Origin of the sequence: Christiangramia aquimixticola (assembly GCF_048285835.1) — a bacterium.
In the GTDB taxonomy this organism is placed as follows: domain Bacteria; phylum Bacteroidota; class Bacteroidia; order Flavobacteriales; family Flavobacteriaceae; genus Christiangramia; species Christiangramia aquimixticola.
Map to the genome: position 1 here is coordinate 240,968 of NZ_JBLVTL010000002.1, position 19,334 is coordinate 260,301.

Genomic DNA, 19,334 nt, shown 5'->3' on the forward strand with positions numbered 1-19,334 from the left:
AAGTTAATAAAAGCTTATTAGATTACTCCCAGCGATTTTCAGCCGCCTCTCCGCCCCAAATAAGGGTTGCAAGGTATGGATTGTCTATAAAAGGATTTCTGTTTCCCTGAGCGCCTTCAATTACGTTGTTACGCTGTAATTCGAATGCCGAAACAGGATCTTCACGATTCCATTTCAAGAACAGGTCAAGATTTCCTACTTCCTCGAAATTATCACCGTAACTAATATTCACATACATCACAATTCTGGCAACATCCCCTCTCCAGTCATCACCAGGGAACCATTTGTCCCCATCCACAAGTTTGTAAACCCCGCTACCTTCAGTAAAAGGATAATTCAATCTCTCTGAATTTACCTCTACATCTACCACACGTAATAAATGAAGGTCATTTTTAGATTCTTCAGTATCAAGCTTGGATTGCGGATAAATATGTTCGGTATTATAAGTCTCTCCTTCGTTAAGATCGCCTAATTGATATTCATCATCCGGTCTAAGTTCTCCCGAATACATTAAAACAACCATACTATCATCGTCAAGATCTGCATCTGCATCATAAAGATAATCGTGCCTTTGGAAATACTCCAGCCTGTTAGTATGCATTGCATCTGTATGGCTTGCAAGTTCACTGTATAATAGTGTTGGATCTACGGTAAAGGTAACATCCGAATAATAATCCTGAAGATGAGCAGGAACATTAAAACTTACCGGATCAACAACAGTAACACTAACGGTTGCCGTTGAACAGGTGTTATCATCATCGCAAATGGTATACGTAAAACTATCTGAACCTGTAAATCCTGAAGCCGGAGAATAAACTACCGTCCCATCATTACTCAAAATTACTGTTGCATTGGATCCACTTGCATCTATAGAAGTTAACACCGCATCGTCACTAAGATCATCATTGGAAAGAAGACTTACTAAATTAACATTCACAGCATTCTTTTCAACCACCACTTCATCATCCTTAGCCGTTGGCTCACCTTCATCAAGTACAGTAATACTTATTGTTGCGGTAGAGCAGTTTGGAGTCTCATCGTCATCGCAAATGGTATAGGTAAAAGTATCTACCCCGTGGAAACCATTTGTAGCGGTGTATCTAAAAGTTCCATCTTCTTTAACTTCTACGGTTCCATTGGTACCCGTAGTATCAATTCCTGAAAGGTTTGCGTTATCTACAAGATTATCATTATCAAGATAGTTGGAGATATTATAAGATTTATTCTCAGTAGTTTCATAGCTATCATCGTTAGCTACAGGAGTACCGGCATCTGAAATGGTAATTTTTACTGTTGCCGAAGAACATCTATCTGCATCTCCCGGAACACATAAGTTATAGTCAAAACTATCTTCACCAGTATAGTCGGCGGGAGGAGTATAGGTATAAGTTCCATCTCTGTTATCAACCACTTCCCCACCCTTGGTGGTATTAGCATCAAAACCGGAAATCCTGGCATTGTCTACAACGGTATCATTGCTTAAAAGATCTTCGCCGGCAATAACCTTTTCTTCATTCTCTACAGCATTCACAGTATCATCTACTGCTACAGGGCTTTTTTTGGTGGGAGTTGGAGTTGGTGCCGGAGCAGGTTCTTCTGAGCTACATCCAAGAAAGGCTATACATGTAGCTAAATAAAATAATTTTTTCATTGTAGATTTTTATATCAGGATTGCAAATATCATATAAATCAACCAATTAAAAAACCTCTTACCCGGGGGATAAGAGGTTTTTATAAAATATGTATGTTAGATCCTAATTAGAATCGCACCCACTCACCATTTTGTTTGATAAGTGAAATGCTTTCTGTAGTATTAGAACCATTGTAAATATCGAATGTTAGAACATACTTCTGACCTTCAGCTGCATTTGGAGCGATCTCGTTAAGGAACGCCTGCATTGCAGTAAGGATCATCTCATCATTCCAGTATGCACTTGCACCTGGTCTACGGTCGAAGTTAGAGTAACGCTCCATACTTGCGATCTGAGTTTCGAAACCAGTTGTACCAGACAAAGCATCTGCGATGATACCATAATCTGCTTTTATAAGCGAGTATTTAATGGTATTATCAGGTACCCATGTTCCATTCTCGTAACCAAACTGAAGAGTTTCAGAAGTTACAGAAGGAATAGCCTTCCACTTACCGTTTTCAAATACGTAGTTCACATATTCTGTTACAGTTTCAGATCCATTGTAGAATCTAAATCCAACAGCTTTATATTCACCTTCTTCAGCATAAGGGAAGTTTCTTCCAAGGAAGATAGCGATTTTAGCGTAAGCTTCGTCTTTATCTCCAAAGTTACCAAAACGCTGACCGAATTCTTCAGTATAGCTGTTTGCAGGAAGCATATAAGGCTCATCCCAATCGTCGTTAGTAAACGCGAATACTGTAGTTTCCTCGATAGTTGAAACAGAAGCTTCAGTATCGATCACATAAGTACCACCATCCAGAACAACATTCATAACAGCGACACCTGGAGAACCGTTATAGATTTTATAGGTAACAATGAATTTATCACCGTCTACAGCATTTGGATAAGCATTATCAAGAGTAAAATTAAACGCCTCTAAAAGCATTGATTCACTCCAGTAGTTTCCACTTGTAGATCTTACATCAAAAGATCCAAATCTTGCCACGTTTGCAGCAGGACCAGGATAAGCAGTAGCAAATTCCACACCTATTGCATCGTAATCACCAGAAGATAATTCGTAAGATGTACCACCAACTTTGATATAAGCATTACCGTCAAACTGAACAGTCATAGATTCAGTTCCCGGGCTACCATCATAAATAGGGTAAGTCACATTATACTTTTGTCCGGCAACATCTCCAAACTCTTCAGAAATTACTACTGCAAGAGCTTCCAGGATCATGTCGTTACTCCAGTAAGCATCTCTACCTTCTCTTCTATCGAAGTTATTGTAATTAGCAGCACTTGAAGCAGGATCTGGGTAAACATCACCTAATTCATCCTTCACAACATCAAAATCTTCATCGGTTAAAGTGTACTCGATTTCCTCTGCAAGGATATTGTAAGTAAGTTTTACGTACTCCCCATTTTTAGCCTGAGGATATTTAGCCTCAAGAAAATCTACGATCTCACCTCTTCCAGAGAAATAATCTACAGAAAGATCGATCATCGCGTAATCTGATCCTGCAACAGTATAAGATTTTACTCTTAGAGGGTTGTAAAGATCAAATCCTACATTAATAATAGATCCAGCACCGTAAGTTGGGTAAAGATCTGAAAGCAAAGTAGGGATCAATGTCTTTGCGTCATCAACGGAACTGAAGTTAGGAAAGTTTTGACCAAGGTCATCATAATCATCTTCAGTAAGCACATAATCAGCCTGAGCAACAGCAAGACGATTGTCCAGCTCGTTGTCAATTTCATCATGAATATCATCAAGAGGGTTACAGCTAACTACAACCAGTCCTAATAACATCAATAAAAGGTTAAAAGACTTTTTCATTATTATTTTTTTAGAAATTAAGTTTTGCTCCAACAGTATATGTTCTTCCGAAACCGTACCATACTCTTGCAGTACGTGCATCGTTATTAAGACCGTTCTGTGCGTTAGCAATATATTCTGTATTGGTCATATTATAAACGTTAGCGTTCAAAGTAGCATCAAATCCAGCTACAGAGAAATCATACGTTAATCCAAGGTCAAGAGTTCCAAAAGCTGGTAATTTCCAAACTTCAGGAGTGTTCTCGCTTGTACGGCTTACAGGATCGAAATCTGAATAGAAATCTGCGAAATAGTTATAGTTCGCTCTGAATCTCATATCAGTTAAGAATTCGTAATCCAATCCTAAACCTGCAGTAGTTTGTGGCGTACCACCTACTTTAGTATCACCTATGTAAAGGTCGATCTCTTCGATAAGTTGTTGCTCTTCGTCAAAGATCTGAACACCAGTTACATCATCTTTCCAGGTAAAGTCACCTACAGAAGCAAAACCTGTGATGCTTAGTTTATCGAATGGACGGTACTCGAAATCGAATTCAAGACCCTGGTGAAGTGCATTTACTCCAAGAATGTTAGCAACTCCAAGAGATCCATCAGGATTGTTATAAGAGTAGATCAAAGAACGGTCACTCCATACAGTTCTATAAGCGTTAAAGTTAGCTCTTAGTACTGAATTTCTAAATGTATAACCAAGTTCTGTACTGAAGATTTTCTGGTTTTCAGCATCAGGGTTTACATCATTTACAAAGTTAAGGAATACTGCATCAAAGAAAGGAGCTTTCTCGAAGTATCCTATGTTAGCGAATAAACCACTGCTCTTAGTAAAGTTGTAGTTAGCACCACCTTTTACAGAGTAACCAAAGAAGTTATAAAAATCTGTTTCCTGGTTAGGATCTGAATCAAGGTAGTTGAAGTAATCAATTCTCTTATAAGAAGTGTTAGAAGCTGCAACAGAAACAAAAGCATCAAGGTCTCCCTTAGAGTACTCAGCCTGAAGGAATCCACCTTCCCAAAGTACGATACCATCATTCCAGTAGTTAATCTTGTCACCTACTCTTGCAAGGTTTACAGGATCATTCTCATTAGAATCATCGTAGTAGTACTGTCCACCAAGAAGGTTAGTTACCTCCTGGAAGTGCTTCCCTTTGTAGTATCTAAGATCTACACCTGCAAGCAATTCGATATCTTCTGTAATATCTGTAGAAAGAGTTGAAAGTGCTCCGTACCAGTTGTGGTCGTTTCTTGAAGCTCTAAGGATAGTTTCAGATCCTTCAGCTCCTCTTTCTATGTTTTCTTCAACGATCATGTCGAAATTTACCGGCTGTAAATAACCGTCTCTGTATTTTGAGTCAAGACCAAACTTGTTAGTTCCGGCCCATCCGCCTCCACCACCTGAACCAAAAGAGGCATATACAGCAGTAGATAATTGAGTTTTCTCACTAATATCCCAATAGTGGTTTAAAGACATTTGAGGCTTGTGGTAGAAGTTATCCTCGATATGAGTAACTTCTCCATTTAGGTAACCCCAGTCACCATTGAATTTGATACCACGGTCACTTTCTCTGTAAGTTTCCATAGTGTATCTGTTTTGACGCTGACCGTGTCTTTGTGGTGCACCAAAAGCAGTAAAAGAAATTTCATGATCTTCACCAAGTTCCTTGGCAATGTTCACGAAGTAGTTGTATCCAATAAATTCAGTCCCGTCAACATATCCGTCTCCAACAGTTTTTGAAGCAGATACAGTAGCAGCAAGTCCATTTTCAGTTACACCGGTAGAAACAGTAGCACCAAATTTAGTGTACCCGTCATTACCTGTAGCAACATAAATGCTTCCACCTTTTTCAGCATCAGTAGTTTTAGTAACTACGTTCACTGTACCACCAATAGAAGGCACAGCTACTTTTGCAGCTCCAAGACCTCTTTGAGTTTGCATGGTTCTGGTAACGTCTGAAAGACCTGCCCAGTTACTCCAGTATACACGACCGTTTTCCATGTCGTTTACAGGAACACCATTAATCATTACCGCAATGTTCTCTCCTTCAAAACCTCTCATTCTAAGTTCAGCATCTCCAAAACCACCACCGGCTTTGTTAGCATAAACCCCTGGAGTGGATTTTAAAACTTCAGGAAATTCCTGGTTTCCAATTTTAGTTTCAATTTCAGCAGCGCTGATAGTAGATACCGCAACCGGCGTCTTTCTATCAATTGCTAAAGAGAAACTCGTTACAACGATCTCTTCAAGAGCATTGTTATCTGGATCCAGCACGATTCCACCAAGGTCCTGCGTACCGCCAGATAGGTTAAATTGAATCTCCTTTGGAGCGTAACCTACGAAACTAACCTTAATAGTACCTTTAGATCTTTTCACTTCAAGAGAGAAGTTTCCATCAAAATCGGTCATGGTACCGTTGTTAGTACCAACTACCATAACGTTAGCTCCCGGGAGCGGTCCGTTCGTTTCAGAATCTATAACCGATCCGGTGATAGTTCCTTGAGCAAAAATCGTAGCAGATGTCAAAAACATTGCTAAGAGAAATAATTTCCTCATTTGTTTTGTGTTTGTGATTGTTTTTAATTCGCAGCAAAAAAAAGCATTTCTTGCTTAATATCCATTATCTTACTGTTAAGAATTTTAACTTTTTAGAGACAGAAAATAACAGATTCACCCTTTTGGATACAAAAACATCCTCACAAAACCTCTGTTATTTACTGATTGTCAATAATTTACATTCAATTTCCCTGCGCTTAAACCATTGTTAATAAATAAGTTGCGGTCTCCTCTATAAAAAAAGCCCTGAAACATATCAGGGCTTAATTTTCAAAGTTTTATAAAATTTATATCCGGGCACAGAGATTAAAAAATATCACCAGGAAAATTCAATTCTTTTTTCGAAATTTTATTTTTTCAAATAAAATTTAAGAAGGTTTGAGGTAGAAGAATCATGATCATCAATCTCTCCTCTTTCAAATTCTGCCAAAATCTTGTTCGCCAGTTGTTTCCCTAACTCTACTCCCCATTGGTCGTAGCTATAAATATTCCAGATGACACCCTGCACAAAGATCTTATGTTCATACATAGCAATTAGCTTTCCTAAACTCTCCGGCGTCAATTTTTCAATTAAAATGGAATTGGTAGGATTATTACCCTCAAAGACCTTGAAAGGTTTGATTCTGTCGATTTCCTCCTGACTAAACCTCATGGATCTAAGCTCCTCCTCTACTACATTCTCAGTCTTACCATGAAGTAAAGCTTCTGTCTGCGCGAAATAATTCGCCATCAATTTATCATGATGAGATTCATCTCCAAACAAAGAATTTTTAAACCCGATAAAATCTGCCGGAATAAGTTTAGTTCCTTGATGTATAAGCTGAAAGAAGGCATGCTGTGAGTTGGTTCCCGGTTCTCCCCAGATAATGGTTCCGGTTTGGTAGTTTACCTTTTCACCATTCCTGTCCACACTTTTACCATTGCTTTCCATAATGGCCTGCTGCAGATAGGACGGGAATTTATCTAAATATTGAGTATAAGGAATAACCGCTTCACTTTCAGCCTTGAAAAAGTTGTTATACCAGACACTTATTAGTGCCAACTGCACCGGAATATTATTTTTAAAAGAAGAACTTCTAAAATGCTCATCCATTTTTCGGGCGCCTTCCAGTAAAGATTCAAAATTATTATAACCTATACCCAGACTTATAGAAAGGCCTACCGCACTCCACAGTGAAAATCTACCTCCAACCCAGTCCCACATAGGGAAAATATTTTCTTTGGATATACCGAAGCCTTCAACTTTGGCCAGGTTAGTAGATACCGCTACAAAATGTTTCGCAACTTCTTCCTGAGGGGCAGTCTTCAAAAACCATTCTCTCACTGTAGTGGCGTTGCTAATGGTTTCCATGGTGGTAAAAGTTTTGGAAACGATCACAAAAAGGGTGGTTTCAGGATTGAGATCCTGAATAATATCGTGCACATGATCACCGTCCACATTGGAAATAAAATGAAGATTAAGATGATTTTGATAATACTTCAAACTATCAACTACCATCACCGGTCCAAGATCTGAACCTCCAATTCCAATATTTACAACATCTGTAAAAGCTTTACCGGTGTATCCTTTACGGGTTCCACCTATAATTTCCTCACTAAATTGACGAATCTGTTTCTTAACTACTTCAACTTCCGGTAAAACATTTTTTCCATCAACTTCAACAGGAGTATCTCCAGCCGCTCTTAAAGCAGTATGTAAAACTGCTCTGTTCTCCGTCTGGTTTATCGCTTTTCCTTCAAAATAGCTTTCGATTGCTTCCTTAAGACCACATTCTTCGGCTAACTGAAGTAATAAATCAACAGTTTCCTCTTTTAATCTGTTCTTACTGAAATCAACGAAAAAATCCTCCCATGCTATGGTATACTTTCCCGCTCTCTCCCTGTCATTCATGAACATATCTCTCATATGTTCATTTTCAATATTTTTAAAATGACTTTCTAATTCCTTCCAGGCTTTGGTAGTGGTTGGATTTATATTTTTCATCTAAATGTTTTTAAATGGAATAGCTTCCAGTTCTTTTTTCAAAGGTTCGATATGAGCGAAATACTCATCTTTTAAATCATTCGTGATATGTTCAGCTGAAGGTAAATTTTGTCGATATGGATCCACCTGTTTCCCATTTACCCAGAAACGGTAACAAACGTGGGGTCCGGTAGCCAATCCGGTACTTCCAACATACCCAATAACATCTCCCTGCTTAACTCTTTGCCCGTTTCTCACGGCCCGCTTAGTCATGTGCAAATACTGGGTGGTATATTTCCCATTATGCTTCACTTTAACATAATGACCATTTGCTGACGTATAAGCTGAAGCGATCACCGTACCATTCGCGGTACTTACAATAGGAGTGCCCCGTGGTGCAGCATAATCTGTTCCCAGGTGAGCTTTCCATCTCTTTTGAACCGGATGGAACCGCCTTTTGGTATATCTTGATGAAATTCTCGAATAATTTAGTGGTGCTTTCAAAAAAAATGACTGCAGCGCTTTAGCTTCTTCATCATAAAAATTTGGCTGTCCCGAAATACTATCTGTTGTATACCTAAAAGCATAGTAAGGCTTATCTGAATGTTTGAATACCGCCGCATCTACTTTATCGATCCCGGCAAATATGGTATCATCGATATACTTTTCGTGATAAACCATTTTAAATTGATCACCCTTCTGAAGTTTAAAGAAGTCAATACTCCACTGGTAGATATTTGATAATTCGTAAACCAGAAGATTACTCAAGCCTTGAGCCTGCATAGCTTCTGAAAGGGAAGAAGTGATCACCCCGGAAACTTCTCTCTTTTTAATGGTTACCGGACGCTTTTTCTTATTAGCATAAATGCTGTCACCCAGCGCTACCACAGTATAATTTATCTTATCATTTTCATAGATAAAGTACTGCGCAGTTTTAGCTGAATCTTTAGCCTTAAGCACCATATACTTCTTTCCGGCTACGATTCTCGCCGGATTAAAAGAATCTTTTACAGTTTCTGAGATCTCAAAAACCTTACCATGGCCAACACCATTTTTATCCATGATATAGCCAAAGCTATCTCCGGATCTCACAGTATCTCTTACAACTTCAAAATTGTTGAGAATAAACCCGTATTGTTTTTCTACCCGTTCAACCTTTTTTGGTTTCACCTCAGCCAGATCCTGGTCTTTCTCCTCATCATTGCAAGCCACGGTGGCCAGCATCAACATTAACAATAAACCTATTTTCTTCAATTTTTTTATCCTTTTTGTTTTTCCGTATTAAAAGTATGGTTCACCCATTGTTTTCCCCAGTCATTAAGCTCTTCTTCACTCCATATTTCAGGGAAGAACGAGATCTTCTGGAAGCTTGGCGGAAGGAATTTTTTCCAGTTTGTTCCACCGGTTGCTTTTACAGTCTCCTTGTCTTTACTCAAATACCTGTAAGCCGCTCCCATATGCATCAACAACCAGTTGATATTTACATTCACATCAAAATTACGCATTGCCTGAATTAGATCTTCATTAGACCTATCCTCCTCATGCATACTCAAATAACGCTGGTATATGGTTTTCCCATAAACTCCATTCGCTATCCTTAAGAATCGCGGAGTGTACCGTTCCTCAAACTGTTTTAAGGTTAAGGTCTTTTCTCCGGTTTTTAGATCGATCCCTCCTTTTTTCCAGTAAATATTCTCGAAAAGTTCTTCAGCAGAATTGTTATTAGAGAAATTAGCTCTGGTTTCAGCCGAAACCAGATTCTCCAATGGAGTTGAATACAACTCGATCATCCTGAATTGCGCAGATTGGAATCCACTCGCAGGCAATAGAGCCATTCGGAATTTCAGGAATTGCTCCCTCTCCATTCCTTTTATCATCACATCAAACGAATCTATAAGTATCCTGAAATACCTGTTCATCCTGTTCAATTTCTCAACAAAATAGGATGGAGTTAAAGTTTCGCTGTTAATGATCTGTTTTTGCTCATGAATAATAAGCTTAAAGTACAGTTCTGTGATCTGATGATAGGTGATAAAAATCGTTTCATCAGGAAAGTGAGTATTTGTTTTTTGCAGACTTAAAAGAGTGTCTACACTTATATAATCCCAATAGGAAACATAGCGGTCATAAAGAAGGCCATCCAGATAGGAACCCATATCCTGTCCCGAATTCCTGAACTTTTCTTCAAGTTTAACAATCCGTTCTGCGATTTCGGGCTTTATCTCCATATTTACTTCATTATAATACTAAATTGATGCTTAAGTCCTTTATAAGCTTCAAGATCGGCATCTAAGGATCCCACTGCGAGATCTGCTTCTATTTTGACCGGGATTTTATTTTTATCGTCACTTATCCAAAACGTCAAACTTTCTTTTTCCTTAAAGACTCTTCCTGCCAAAACATAGGGCCGGAATTTAAGAGTTGCGACCTTTCCAAATTTGGTTCTTATCGTATCTCTTCCAAGGAAAACCAGCTTAAAATCAAGGTTTTCGTCATCGATGAACATATTCAAACGCATCTCATCGCCGGGCTCAAGATCGTCTGTTTTAATTTGGTTGCGAATATAATAAAATGATGATAACATATCGTGTACATTCTCGGGTACAGAATATGTTTTTCTTTGATTGCTCTTTCGGTTTAAAACGTGGGCTTTATTCTTTTTTTGGTCAAAATCAATAACCAGGTCTTTGGTATAACCGCCTTCATTTATATTTCGAATAAACCTGTAAGGCCTTCCGGTCCTTTTATCAATGTAAGTCTGGTAATCATCATTCACCTTAAAAAACAAACTCAACAATCCGGTGGATTTACCAACTCCCTTCACATGATAAACCGGAGTATTATTATAAGTGGACTCCTCTACCTCTAAGGTTGCATAGCTGGCATTGAACATCCCGTAGTGAATACGAAACTTGAACCATTCTCCTGCCTGAAAAGCACTTTGTGAAAAAACCTGAGTCGTAGCAAGAAAGCTAAAGATCAAAGTAATTGTAATATATTTTCTCATAATTTTTGAATTCGTAAGTTACAGTCCATCTGGGGTTAATGCCGATTACAATTACTATTCCAAAAGTATTAAAACAAAAAACCCCATCAAATTAATGACGGGGAATTTTATCTTATTAACCAACTAAAACTTAAATTATGAAAAAAATTTACATTTATGGTAACCACTCCAGAAATGCGGTGCAAAAGTCCTGTATTTCTACCTTACCCGCAACCCTTAAATAAACTTTAACAGTTTTATTGAGTGATTTTCAAATAAATTATTTCAAAAATTATAATTCAGCAGGTTTTTTAATCTAATTTAATGTACCTCGCAAATCCTGTTCTCTTTCAATTGCTTCGAAAAGAGCTTTGAAGTTTCCTTTTCCAAAAGACTGAGCTCCTTTTCTCTGAATAATTTCAAAGAACATGGTTGGTCTGTCCAGAACAGGTTTGGTAAAGATCTGTAACAAATAACCTTCATCATCTCTATCTACCAGTACTCCTAATTCTTTTAAAGGTTCAAGATCTTCATCGATCTCACCTACACGATCAAGCAGATCGTCATAATAAGTCTCCGGAACATACAGGAACTCAACCCCCCTGTCTCTTAGAGCAGTTACAGTTTCGATTATATTATCTGTAGCAAGAGCAATATGCTGCACCCCTGCTCCATTATAGAAATCTATATATTCCTCGATCTGAGATTTTTTCTTTCCTTCTGCAGGCTCGTTAATCGGGAATTTAATTCTTCCATTCCCGTTACTCATCACCTTACTCATAAGAGCAGTATAATCTGTTGAAATATCTTTATCATCAAAAGATACCAGCTGAGCAAATCCCATTACCTGAGCGTAGAATTCTACCCACTTGTTCATCTCATTCCAACCAACATTACCTACCATGTGATCTATGAACTTTAGACCTGTATCCGGCGCTTTAACCTTGGTATCATAAGCGCGGTATCCGGGAAGGAAAGGACCTTCATAATTTTTTCTCTCTACAAAAAGGTGCACGGTCTCTCCATAAGTATGGATCCCTGAAATTACAGCTTTCCCGTTCTCATCGTCGATCTCATGAGGCTCAACATAAGACTTGGCTCCTCTTTTGGTAGTTTCCTCATAACTTTTGCGGGCATCGTCCACCCATAGTGCTACGAATTTAACTCCGTCACCATGTTTCTCGATATGAGCATTTATATCTCCGCCTTTTTCAAGAGGCGAGGTAAGAACTAATCTAATCTTCCCCTGTTGAAGCACGTAAGAAACACTGTCTTTTTTACCTGTTTCCAAACCTGCATAAGCTACCGGCTGGAAGCCCCATGCATGTTGGTAATAATAGGCTGCCTGCTTGGCATTACCTACATATAGCTCTACAAAGTCAGTTCCCAGGATTGGAAGAAAATCTTCAGCTTCCGGTACTACTTTCTCTAATTTTAATGATGTGTTATCTGTTGACATTTCTAATTGTTTTTAATGGATAAATTGAATAATAAAAAATTGAGAGCTTAACTCAAAACTTTTACCACATCGCTCTATCCTGTGCTGATAAATCCTCCTTCTTATTAATGCTCATGACCATCTTCCAACCATGATTTATGGTAACTATCATCTGCGATCTCCATCGCATCTTCGGTTAGCATAAGTGGCTTAAAAGTATCCACCATGACCGCAAGCTCTTCAGTTTCTACCTGACCAATGCTTCGCTCCACAGCTCCCGGATGCGGACCGTGCGGAATTCCTGCAGGGTGAAGCGAGATGTGACCTGCTTCAATATCGTTCCTGCTCATAAAGTCTCCATCAACATAATACAACACCTCATCACTATCAATATTACTATGGCTGTAAGGTGCCGGAATGCTTTCCGGATGGTAATCGTATTTACGCGGACAGAAACTACATACCACAAAAGCATCGGTCTCAAAAGTTTGATGCACCGGTGGCGGTTGGTGTATTCTTCCGGTTATAGGTTCAAAATCATGAATTGAAAATGCATACGGATAGTTATAACCATCGTATCCCACTACATCAAATGGATGAGTAGCATATACCATATCAAAGATTCTTCCCTGTTTCTTGATCTTTATAAGGAAATCTCCTTTTTCATCGTTCGTCTCTAATTCATGTGGCTGTCTAAGATCACGTTCGCAAAATGGTGAATGTTCCAGTAGTTGGCCAAACCAGTTTCGGTATCTTTTAGGCGTATAGATAGGACGACGGGATTCAACAATAAAGAGCCTGTTGTTCTCATCATCAAAATCCATTTTATAAATGGTTCCGCGAGGGACTAACAGATAGTCTCCATATTTAAAATCCAGATTCCCCAAATGTGTACGCAGTTTTCCACTTCCTTTATGCACAAAGATCAACTCATCTGCATCTGCATTCTTATAAAAGTAATCTGTAGTGGACCCTTGCGGGGAAGCCAGGACTATATCGCAGTCTGAATTTGTTAGGACTGCTTTTCGGCTTTCAAGATAATCCGGGTGAGGCGTAATCTGGAATCCTTTTAACCTGTAAGATTTCAGATTATTCTCAATGGCAATTTTTGGCTTTACATCATAACTGCCTTTGATCTCTTTGACCTGAGTTGGTCGATGCTCATGGTAAAGGTTAGACGACATTCCGTCGAAACCAATGGTACCAAATAGCTGTTCGTAATAAAGACTTCCATCAGGCTTCCTGAAGATCGTATGACGTTTATGTGGGATTTTACCAAGCTTATGATAAAAAGGCATAATTATGGGTTTTGAAATCGATCAAATGATATAATACTTTGAAAGATTATGATTATTTCATGTTTATTTTTCGATTTATACAAATATCATTAAAATTTACCGATTTTATCTTAAATCCAAATCAAAAAAGGGGTCATTTCAGTATAAAAATAATCGAAAATCTAAAACCAGAATCCAAGGCTAAAAAACCAGTAGCTGTTCTTTACTTGTGGTGAATAGGTATATTTCACTTCGAGTGGCCCCATAAAAGTTTCTAATCCATATCCCAGGGCATACCCTGAATAGTCCGGCATACTGAGCCAATTTCCCGTAGTATATAACCTGTCTTCAACATTAGCAATATTTGCACCCGCGATCACATGATTTTTTCTGAAGATCTCGTAATCAAGCTCCAGAGTAGCTTTTATATAACTATCTGCGGAGAGGCTTAAAAAATCATAGCCATAGAAAGGCTTGATATTATTTATAAAGTCATTTCCATATCCGCCAAGGAAAAAATCCAGAACCTGAGTTCGATCATTTCCAATTTTAAAACCTGTTTCTGTAGAAATGTGGGTAGTGAAATTTTCCCAGGGGGTAACCGCATAACCTATCGCTCCTTTAGCTATGGAGAATTCAGCAAAATTATTGTTATAATCTGAAGAATACAGGTAAATATGGAAATCTCCCTGAAAGCTTAAACCTTTGGAAGGAAAGTATTTATTATCGTAAGAATCGAATTTTAAATACCCGAATCCTCCGGCATAATGGCTGTTATCAAATCTTAATTCACTGGTGGAATCATCTGCAGCATTTACAGTTGCACTACTTATCTTTAAATATTTATGTTCCAGCCCGATCCCAATGGAAAACACCTGCTGAAAAAGGGTTTCGAGATAGATCTGGTTTGTAAAATCCTTGAAATTCACTTCCAGCTCCCGTACAGACTGCAGTCTCTCGCTTATTTCTTCATTAACCGCCGCAAGATCTATATCATTTTCAAAAGTATTATAGCGTGAATTCAAGCCCACGCTCCAGTAAAAGCCTTTATCCAGATAATAGTTAAAATTATACCGAAGATTATCCCCAACAATGAGATCCAGAGAGGCCACATCATTCGTGAACAGTGAACTTTTTCTGGTAAGATTCACCAGCGCACCACTTTTATACAACTCGTCATAATGCAGCCCCATGCGAAGCAACATTTTATTTTCTGTTTCTTCCATCTGCATGGCGAGTATATAATTTCCGTTATTATCCCTTGGAATTAACTGATAATTTATCCTGTCAAAATTCCCGGTTGCAGTAAGGTTGTTGATCCCAATGCTTAGATCATCAAAATTATAGGGTTTATCGTAATCCAGTTTTAGCTTCCCCTGCACATAAGCACGAGGATATGTACTGTTCCCTTGAATGGTCAAGGCGCTAATATTAAAGGTGGTGATTTTCTTAACCGGCTTCCGGTTCATTGCCTCGCCAATTCCTGAACTTAATTGCTGAAGCTCTTTCAACTTATCCAGTGCTGCCACTTTTCCGGAGTCAATAATCGCTTTTCCCTGATCAAAGGACATTACAGAGAAAGGGCTAATATTGGGTTTTATGTAGATATCTGTTAGCGGCCGCTTATTTTTCATGTCATTTATAGTCCTGAAGTTGGAGATCTGACTCATGATCTCAAACACACTTCTAAGCTTGTCCCGTTTTACGAGACTATCCTGAACATCTACTCCAATAATAATATCGGCTCCACGACGGCGAAGTTCCTCTACCGGATAATTATTAGCTACTCCCCCATCTGTAAGCAACTGCCCGTCGATCTTAATGGGGCTCAATAAAGTTGGAATAGCTCCACTGGCAGAGATCGCTTTGGCCAGCGATCCCTGATCGAGAATTACCGCGTCTCCGGTCTCTACATTGGCAGCCACACAAAAGAAGGGAATAGGAAGTTTGCTAAAATCATCCACATCACTTACATGCATGGTGAGCCTCGTCATTAAATTATAGATATTCTGACCTTTAAAAAGCCCGCTGGGAAAGGAAATATCAAAATTGTCAAAAGGCAGCGTGATAGCATACTTTTCTGAATCTTCTTTTTCGTAAAAAGTTTTAGCACGCCTGGGAAGGTCATCCTGAATCAAACGGTTAAAATTGGTATTTCTAAAGATGGAATCCAGTTCATAAGCCGTATAACCAGAAGCATATAATCCTCCAATTATAGCTCCCATACTGGTCCCGCCAATATAATCAACCTTGACCCCCTGCTCTTCGAGGACTTTAAGAACACCAATATGAGCAAGCCCTTTCGCTCCTCCTCCACTTAAAACCAGTCCTATCTTAGGCGATTCCTTTTCCTGGGAAATGGAAAAAAGAGAATTGAATAAGAATAACAGAACCAGTAATTTTCTCATTTATTCGGTATGGTAAAAATTATAGACGATGCTTGCTTTAGAGGAACCAACCACTTCTGAAAGTTCTTTTAAACTTGCTTCTTTGACCCTTTTAAGAGACCGGAAATTCTTCAGCAATTCCACCACAGTTTTTTCTCCAATTCCCGCAATTGATTCCAGCTCGGTATTAAGTGCGGTCTTACTTCTCTTATTTCGGTGAAAAGTGATCCCAAACCTATGCGCCTCATTCCTTAAATGCTGAATAACTTTCAGACTTTCAGATTTTTTATCCAGATAAAGCGGAATAGAATCTCCCGGGTAAAATATTTCCTCCAGTCGCTTGGCAATTCCTATGATCGCTATTTTTCCGCGTAAATCCAGCGCTTCCAGAGCTTTGACACCACTTGACAACTGCCCTTTACCTCCATCGACGATAATTAACTGTGGCAATTCCTCTCCTTCATTCAGCAACCTTTTATATCTTCGGAATACCACTTCTTCCATCGAAGCAAAATCATTAGGACCTTCTACGGTCTTGATATTAAATTTACGATAATCTTTTTTACTGGGCTTACCATTCTTAAAAACCACGCAGGCTGCTACAGGATTACTTCCCTGAATATTCGAATTATCAAAACATTCAATATGCCTGGGCTCCTCGCTTAATCTTAAATCCTCCTTCATTTGAGCCATGATCCGGTTTACATGCCTGTCCGGATCCACAATTTTCATCTGCTTGAATCGTTCCTGCCTGAAATACTTCGCATTACGCTCAGATAACTCTACAATCTTTTTCTTATCGCCCAGTTTAGGCACGGTGATCGTAAGTCCTTCCCCTACATCAACTTTAAAGGGCACAAATATCTCTTTGGAATTGGAATTGAAACGCTGTCTTATTTCCACTATGGCCAGCTCCAGTAATTCCCGGTCACTTTCATCCAGTTTTTTCTTCATTTCTATAGTATGTGACCTAATGATCGCGCCATGAGAAAGCTGAAGAAAATTCACATAGCCATAACCTTCATCGGTCACTACAGAGAAAACATCAACATTATTGATTTTTGGATTTACGACTGTTGATTTAGACTGATAATTCTCCAGCACATCAATCTTATTCTTGATACGCTGAGCATCTTCAAATTCCATATTCTCTGCATGCTCTTTCATTTGATTTCTAAAACGCTGCAGTGAATCTTTAAAATTTCCCTTAACTATCTGCCTTATGGCATCTATATTTTTATTGTATTCTTCTTCGCCCTGAAATGCTTCGCACGGTCCTTCACAATTTCCCAGATGATATTCCAGACAGACCTTATACTTCCCGTTCCTGATTTTATCTTCAGCCAGATCGTAGTTACAGGTTCTTAATTTATAAAGACCTTTGATCAAATCCAGCAAGGTATTTACCGTTTTAAAACTGGTAAACGGGCCGTAATACTCACTCCCATCCTTTATCAATCTACGGGTTGGAAAAACTCGTGGAAATCTTTCATTCTTGATACAAATCCATGGATAGGTCTTATCATCTTTAAGCATCACATTAAAGCGTGGCTGATGCTTTTTGATAAGGTTATTTTCCAGTAAAAGCGCATCGGTTTCTGAAGCAACCACGATATGTCTTATTTCGTGGATCTTTTTAACCATGACTCCTATCCTGTGGCTGTCATGTTTTTTATTAAAATATGAGCTAACTCGCTTTTTGAGATTCTTCGCTTTTCCAACATATAAAATCTTCCCGTTCTTATCAAAGTACTGATAAACACCCGGGTTGCTGGGCAGAGTTTTTAATTGTACTTCCAGTGCAGGTTTTTCCATTACCTCAAAAATAAACATTAAAAATTGGTCGCTAAACCTTTTTTAAAATCTCCTGAAAAATTTAAGAATATTCGCTTCCAATGGTGAATAATTGGAGAATGTTTGCTTTAATTTGCCCTGCCCTAAAACTGATGGGTTTTTATTATATTGCATTATGGATAAGATCGTGATCGGCAGGTTTGATAAAGCAGATTTTCCTTCCCTGCAACTAAATGATATTGCCATAAAAATAGATACCGGAGCATACACTTCCTCTATACATTGCGACAATATTTTTGAAAAGGATGATGAGCTTCATTGCACTTTTCTGGATGAAGAACACCCTTTGTACAATGGAAAACTTTTTGTATTCAGGGATTATGATATTGTATTTGTAAGAAGCAGTAATGGCCAGATCCAGAAAAGATATCAGGTACAATCAAAAATAGTACTCTTTGGTAAGGTCTTTAAAATTTCATTATCCTTATCTGACAGGCAGGAAATGAGGTTCCCGGTACTTATTGGAAGAAAATTTTTAACCAAAAAATTTGTAGTAGACACAGAGCTTATAGACGTGTCTTTTAATCTGAAGTTAAATGAAGATAAGAATTCTATCACGAAACCCTAGGCTATATTCAACGAGCAGGTTAGTAGAAGCAGCGAAGAAAAGAAATCATGAAGTTGAAGTTATAGATCCTATAAAATGTGATCTTATTATAGAAAAGAAAAAACCCAGCATATTTTACAAAAATCATTTTCTTGACGATACAGATGCAGTAATTCCAAGGATTGGTGCTTCCGTTACCTTCTATGGTACCGCGGTAGTACGACAATTCGAAATGATGGGAACTTTTACTACTACAGAGTCACAGGCACTAGTAAGAAGCAGGGATAAATTAAGAAGCTTACAGATACTTTCCAGAGCCCGGTTGGGATTGCCTAAAACGGTATTTACCAACTATTCAAAAGATGTAACCGAAATTCTGGAACATGTTGGAGGAGCTCCCGTGATTATAAAATTACTGGAAGGTACTCAGGGCCTAGGTGTGGTTCTGGCCGAAACTCAAAATGCAGCCGAATCTGTTATCGAAGCTTTTAATGGTTTACAGGCGAGAGTAATTGTGCAGGAATTCATCAAGGAAGCCGGTGGAGCAGATATACGTGCCTTTGTAGTAGACGGGCAGGTTGTTGGAGCCATGAAACGACAGGGAAAAGAAGGAGAATTCCGCTCTAATTTACATAGAGGCGGATCTGCTTCTGTAATTCAGCTTACAGATGAAGAAGAAAATGCTGCGATTAAAGCTGCCAAAGCTATGGCACTGGGAGTGGCCGGGGTAGACATGCTTCAAAGTAGCCGTGGTCCCTTAATCCTGGAAGTTAACAGCTCTCCCGGTCTTGAAGGGATAGAAGCTGCTACCGGAAAAGATATTGCAAAGACCATCATTAGATATATTGAAAGAAATGTATAGC

The 19,334-nt window shown here is 38.7% G+C and carries 13 protein-coding genes; 2 read left to right on the top strand and 11 right to left on the bottom strand.

The features are described from left to right. Positions 1–22: 22 nt before the first annotated feature. The 11 genes from ACNKXV_RS04705 to uvrC form a co-directional block, all read right to left on the bottom strand. Positions 23–1,651 (bottom strand): Ig-like domain-containing protein, encoded by a 1,629-nt coding sequence (locus tag ACNKXV_RS04705; protein WP_417906547.1) that lies wholly within the window; start codon positions 1,649–1,651, stop codon positions 23–25. A gap of 107 nt (positions 1,652–1,758) precedes the next feature. Then, the gene (locus tag ACNKXV_RS04710; protein WP_417906548.1) at positions 1,759–3,474 is read right to left on the bottom strand and encodes a hypothetical protein; all 1,716 of its coding nucleotides are present in this window, start codon (positions 3,472–3,474) and stop codon (positions 1,759–1,761) included. 10 nt (positions 3,475–3,484) lie between these two features. Next, the gene (locus tag ACNKXV_RS04715; protein ID WP_417906549.1) at positions 3,485–6,019 is read right to left on the bottom strand and encodes a TonB-dependent receptor; all 2,535 of its coding nucleotides are present in this window, start codon (positions 6,017–6,019) and stop codon (positions 3,485–3,487) included. Positions 6,020–6,368: 349 nt separating this feature from the next. After that, positions 6,369–8,003, bottom strand: coding sequence for a glucose-6-phosphate isomerase (pgi, locus tag ACNKXV_RS04720; RefSeq protein WP_417906550.1), 1,635 nt, complete (start codon positions 8,001–8,003; stop codon positions 6,369–6,371). Beyond that, positions 8,004–9,236, bottom strand: a complete 1,233-nt coding sequence (locus ACNKXV_RS04725; protein ID WP_417906551.1) for a peptidoglycan DD-metalloendopeptidase family protein — start codon at positions 9,234–9,236, stop codon at positions 8,004–8,006. 5 nt (positions 9,237–9,241) lie between these two features. After that, a complete protein-coding gene (locus ACNKXV_RS04730) occupies positions 9,242–10,210 on the bottom strand; it encodes a tryptophan 2,3-dioxygenase family protein (RefSeq protein WP_417906552.1) in 969 nt (322 codons plus the stop codon). A 2-nt stretch (positions 10,211–10,212) separates the two neighbouring features. Further along, positions 10,213–10,989, bottom strand: a complete 777-nt coding sequence (locus tag ACNKXV_RS04735; RefSeq protein WP_417906553.1) for a DUF3108 domain-containing protein — start codon at positions 10,987–10,989, stop codon at positions 10,213–10,215. A 295-nt stretch (positions 10,990–11,284) separates the two neighbouring features. Further along, complete coding sequence (gene hppD / locus ACNKXV_RS04740) at positions 11,285–12,427, bottom strand: 4-hydroxyphenylpyruvate dioxygenase (RefSeq protein ID WP_417906554.1); 1,143 nt, start codon at positions 12,425–12,427, stop codon at positions 11,285–11,287. Between the two features lie 104 nt (positions 12,428–12,531). Further along, positions 12,532–13,704 (bottom strand): homogentisate 1,2-dioxygenase, encoded by a 1,173-nt coding sequence (locus ACNKXV_RS04745; RefSeq protein ID WP_417906555.1) that lies wholly within the window; start codon positions 13,702–13,704, stop codon positions 12,532–12,534. 161 nt (positions 13,705–13,865) lie between these two features. Further along, positions 13,866–16,091, bottom strand: coding sequence for a patatin-like phospholipase family protein (locus tag ACNKXV_RS04750; RefSeq protein WP_417906556.1), 2,226 nt, complete (start codon positions 16,089–16,091; stop codon positions 13,866–13,868). Further along, the gene (uvrC, locus tag ACNKXV_RS04755) at positions 16,092–17,885 is read right to left on the bottom strand and encodes an excinuclease ABC subunit UvrC (protein ID WP_417906557.1); all 1,794 of its coding nucleotides are present in this window, start codon (positions 17,883–17,885) and stop codon (positions 16,092–16,094) included. It abuts the gene before it with no gap. Positions 17,886–18,039: 154 nt separating this feature from the next. Between uvrC and ACNKXV_RS04760 the strand changes: the two genes are divergently transcribed. Next, entirely contained in the window at positions 18,040–18,492 is a 453-nt protein-coding gene (locus ACNKXV_RS04760; protein WP_417906558.1) for an ATP-dependent zinc protease family protein, read from the top strand. Further along, a complete protein-coding gene (gene rimK, locus ACNKXV_RS04765; RefSeq protein WP_417906559.1) occupies positions 18,461–19,333 on the top strand; it encodes a 30S ribosomal protein S6--L-glutamate ligase in 873 nt (290 codons plus the stop codon). Before ACNKXV_RS04760 ends, rimK begins: the two co-directional genes overlap by 32 nt. Position 19,334: the final 1 nt, after the last annotated feature.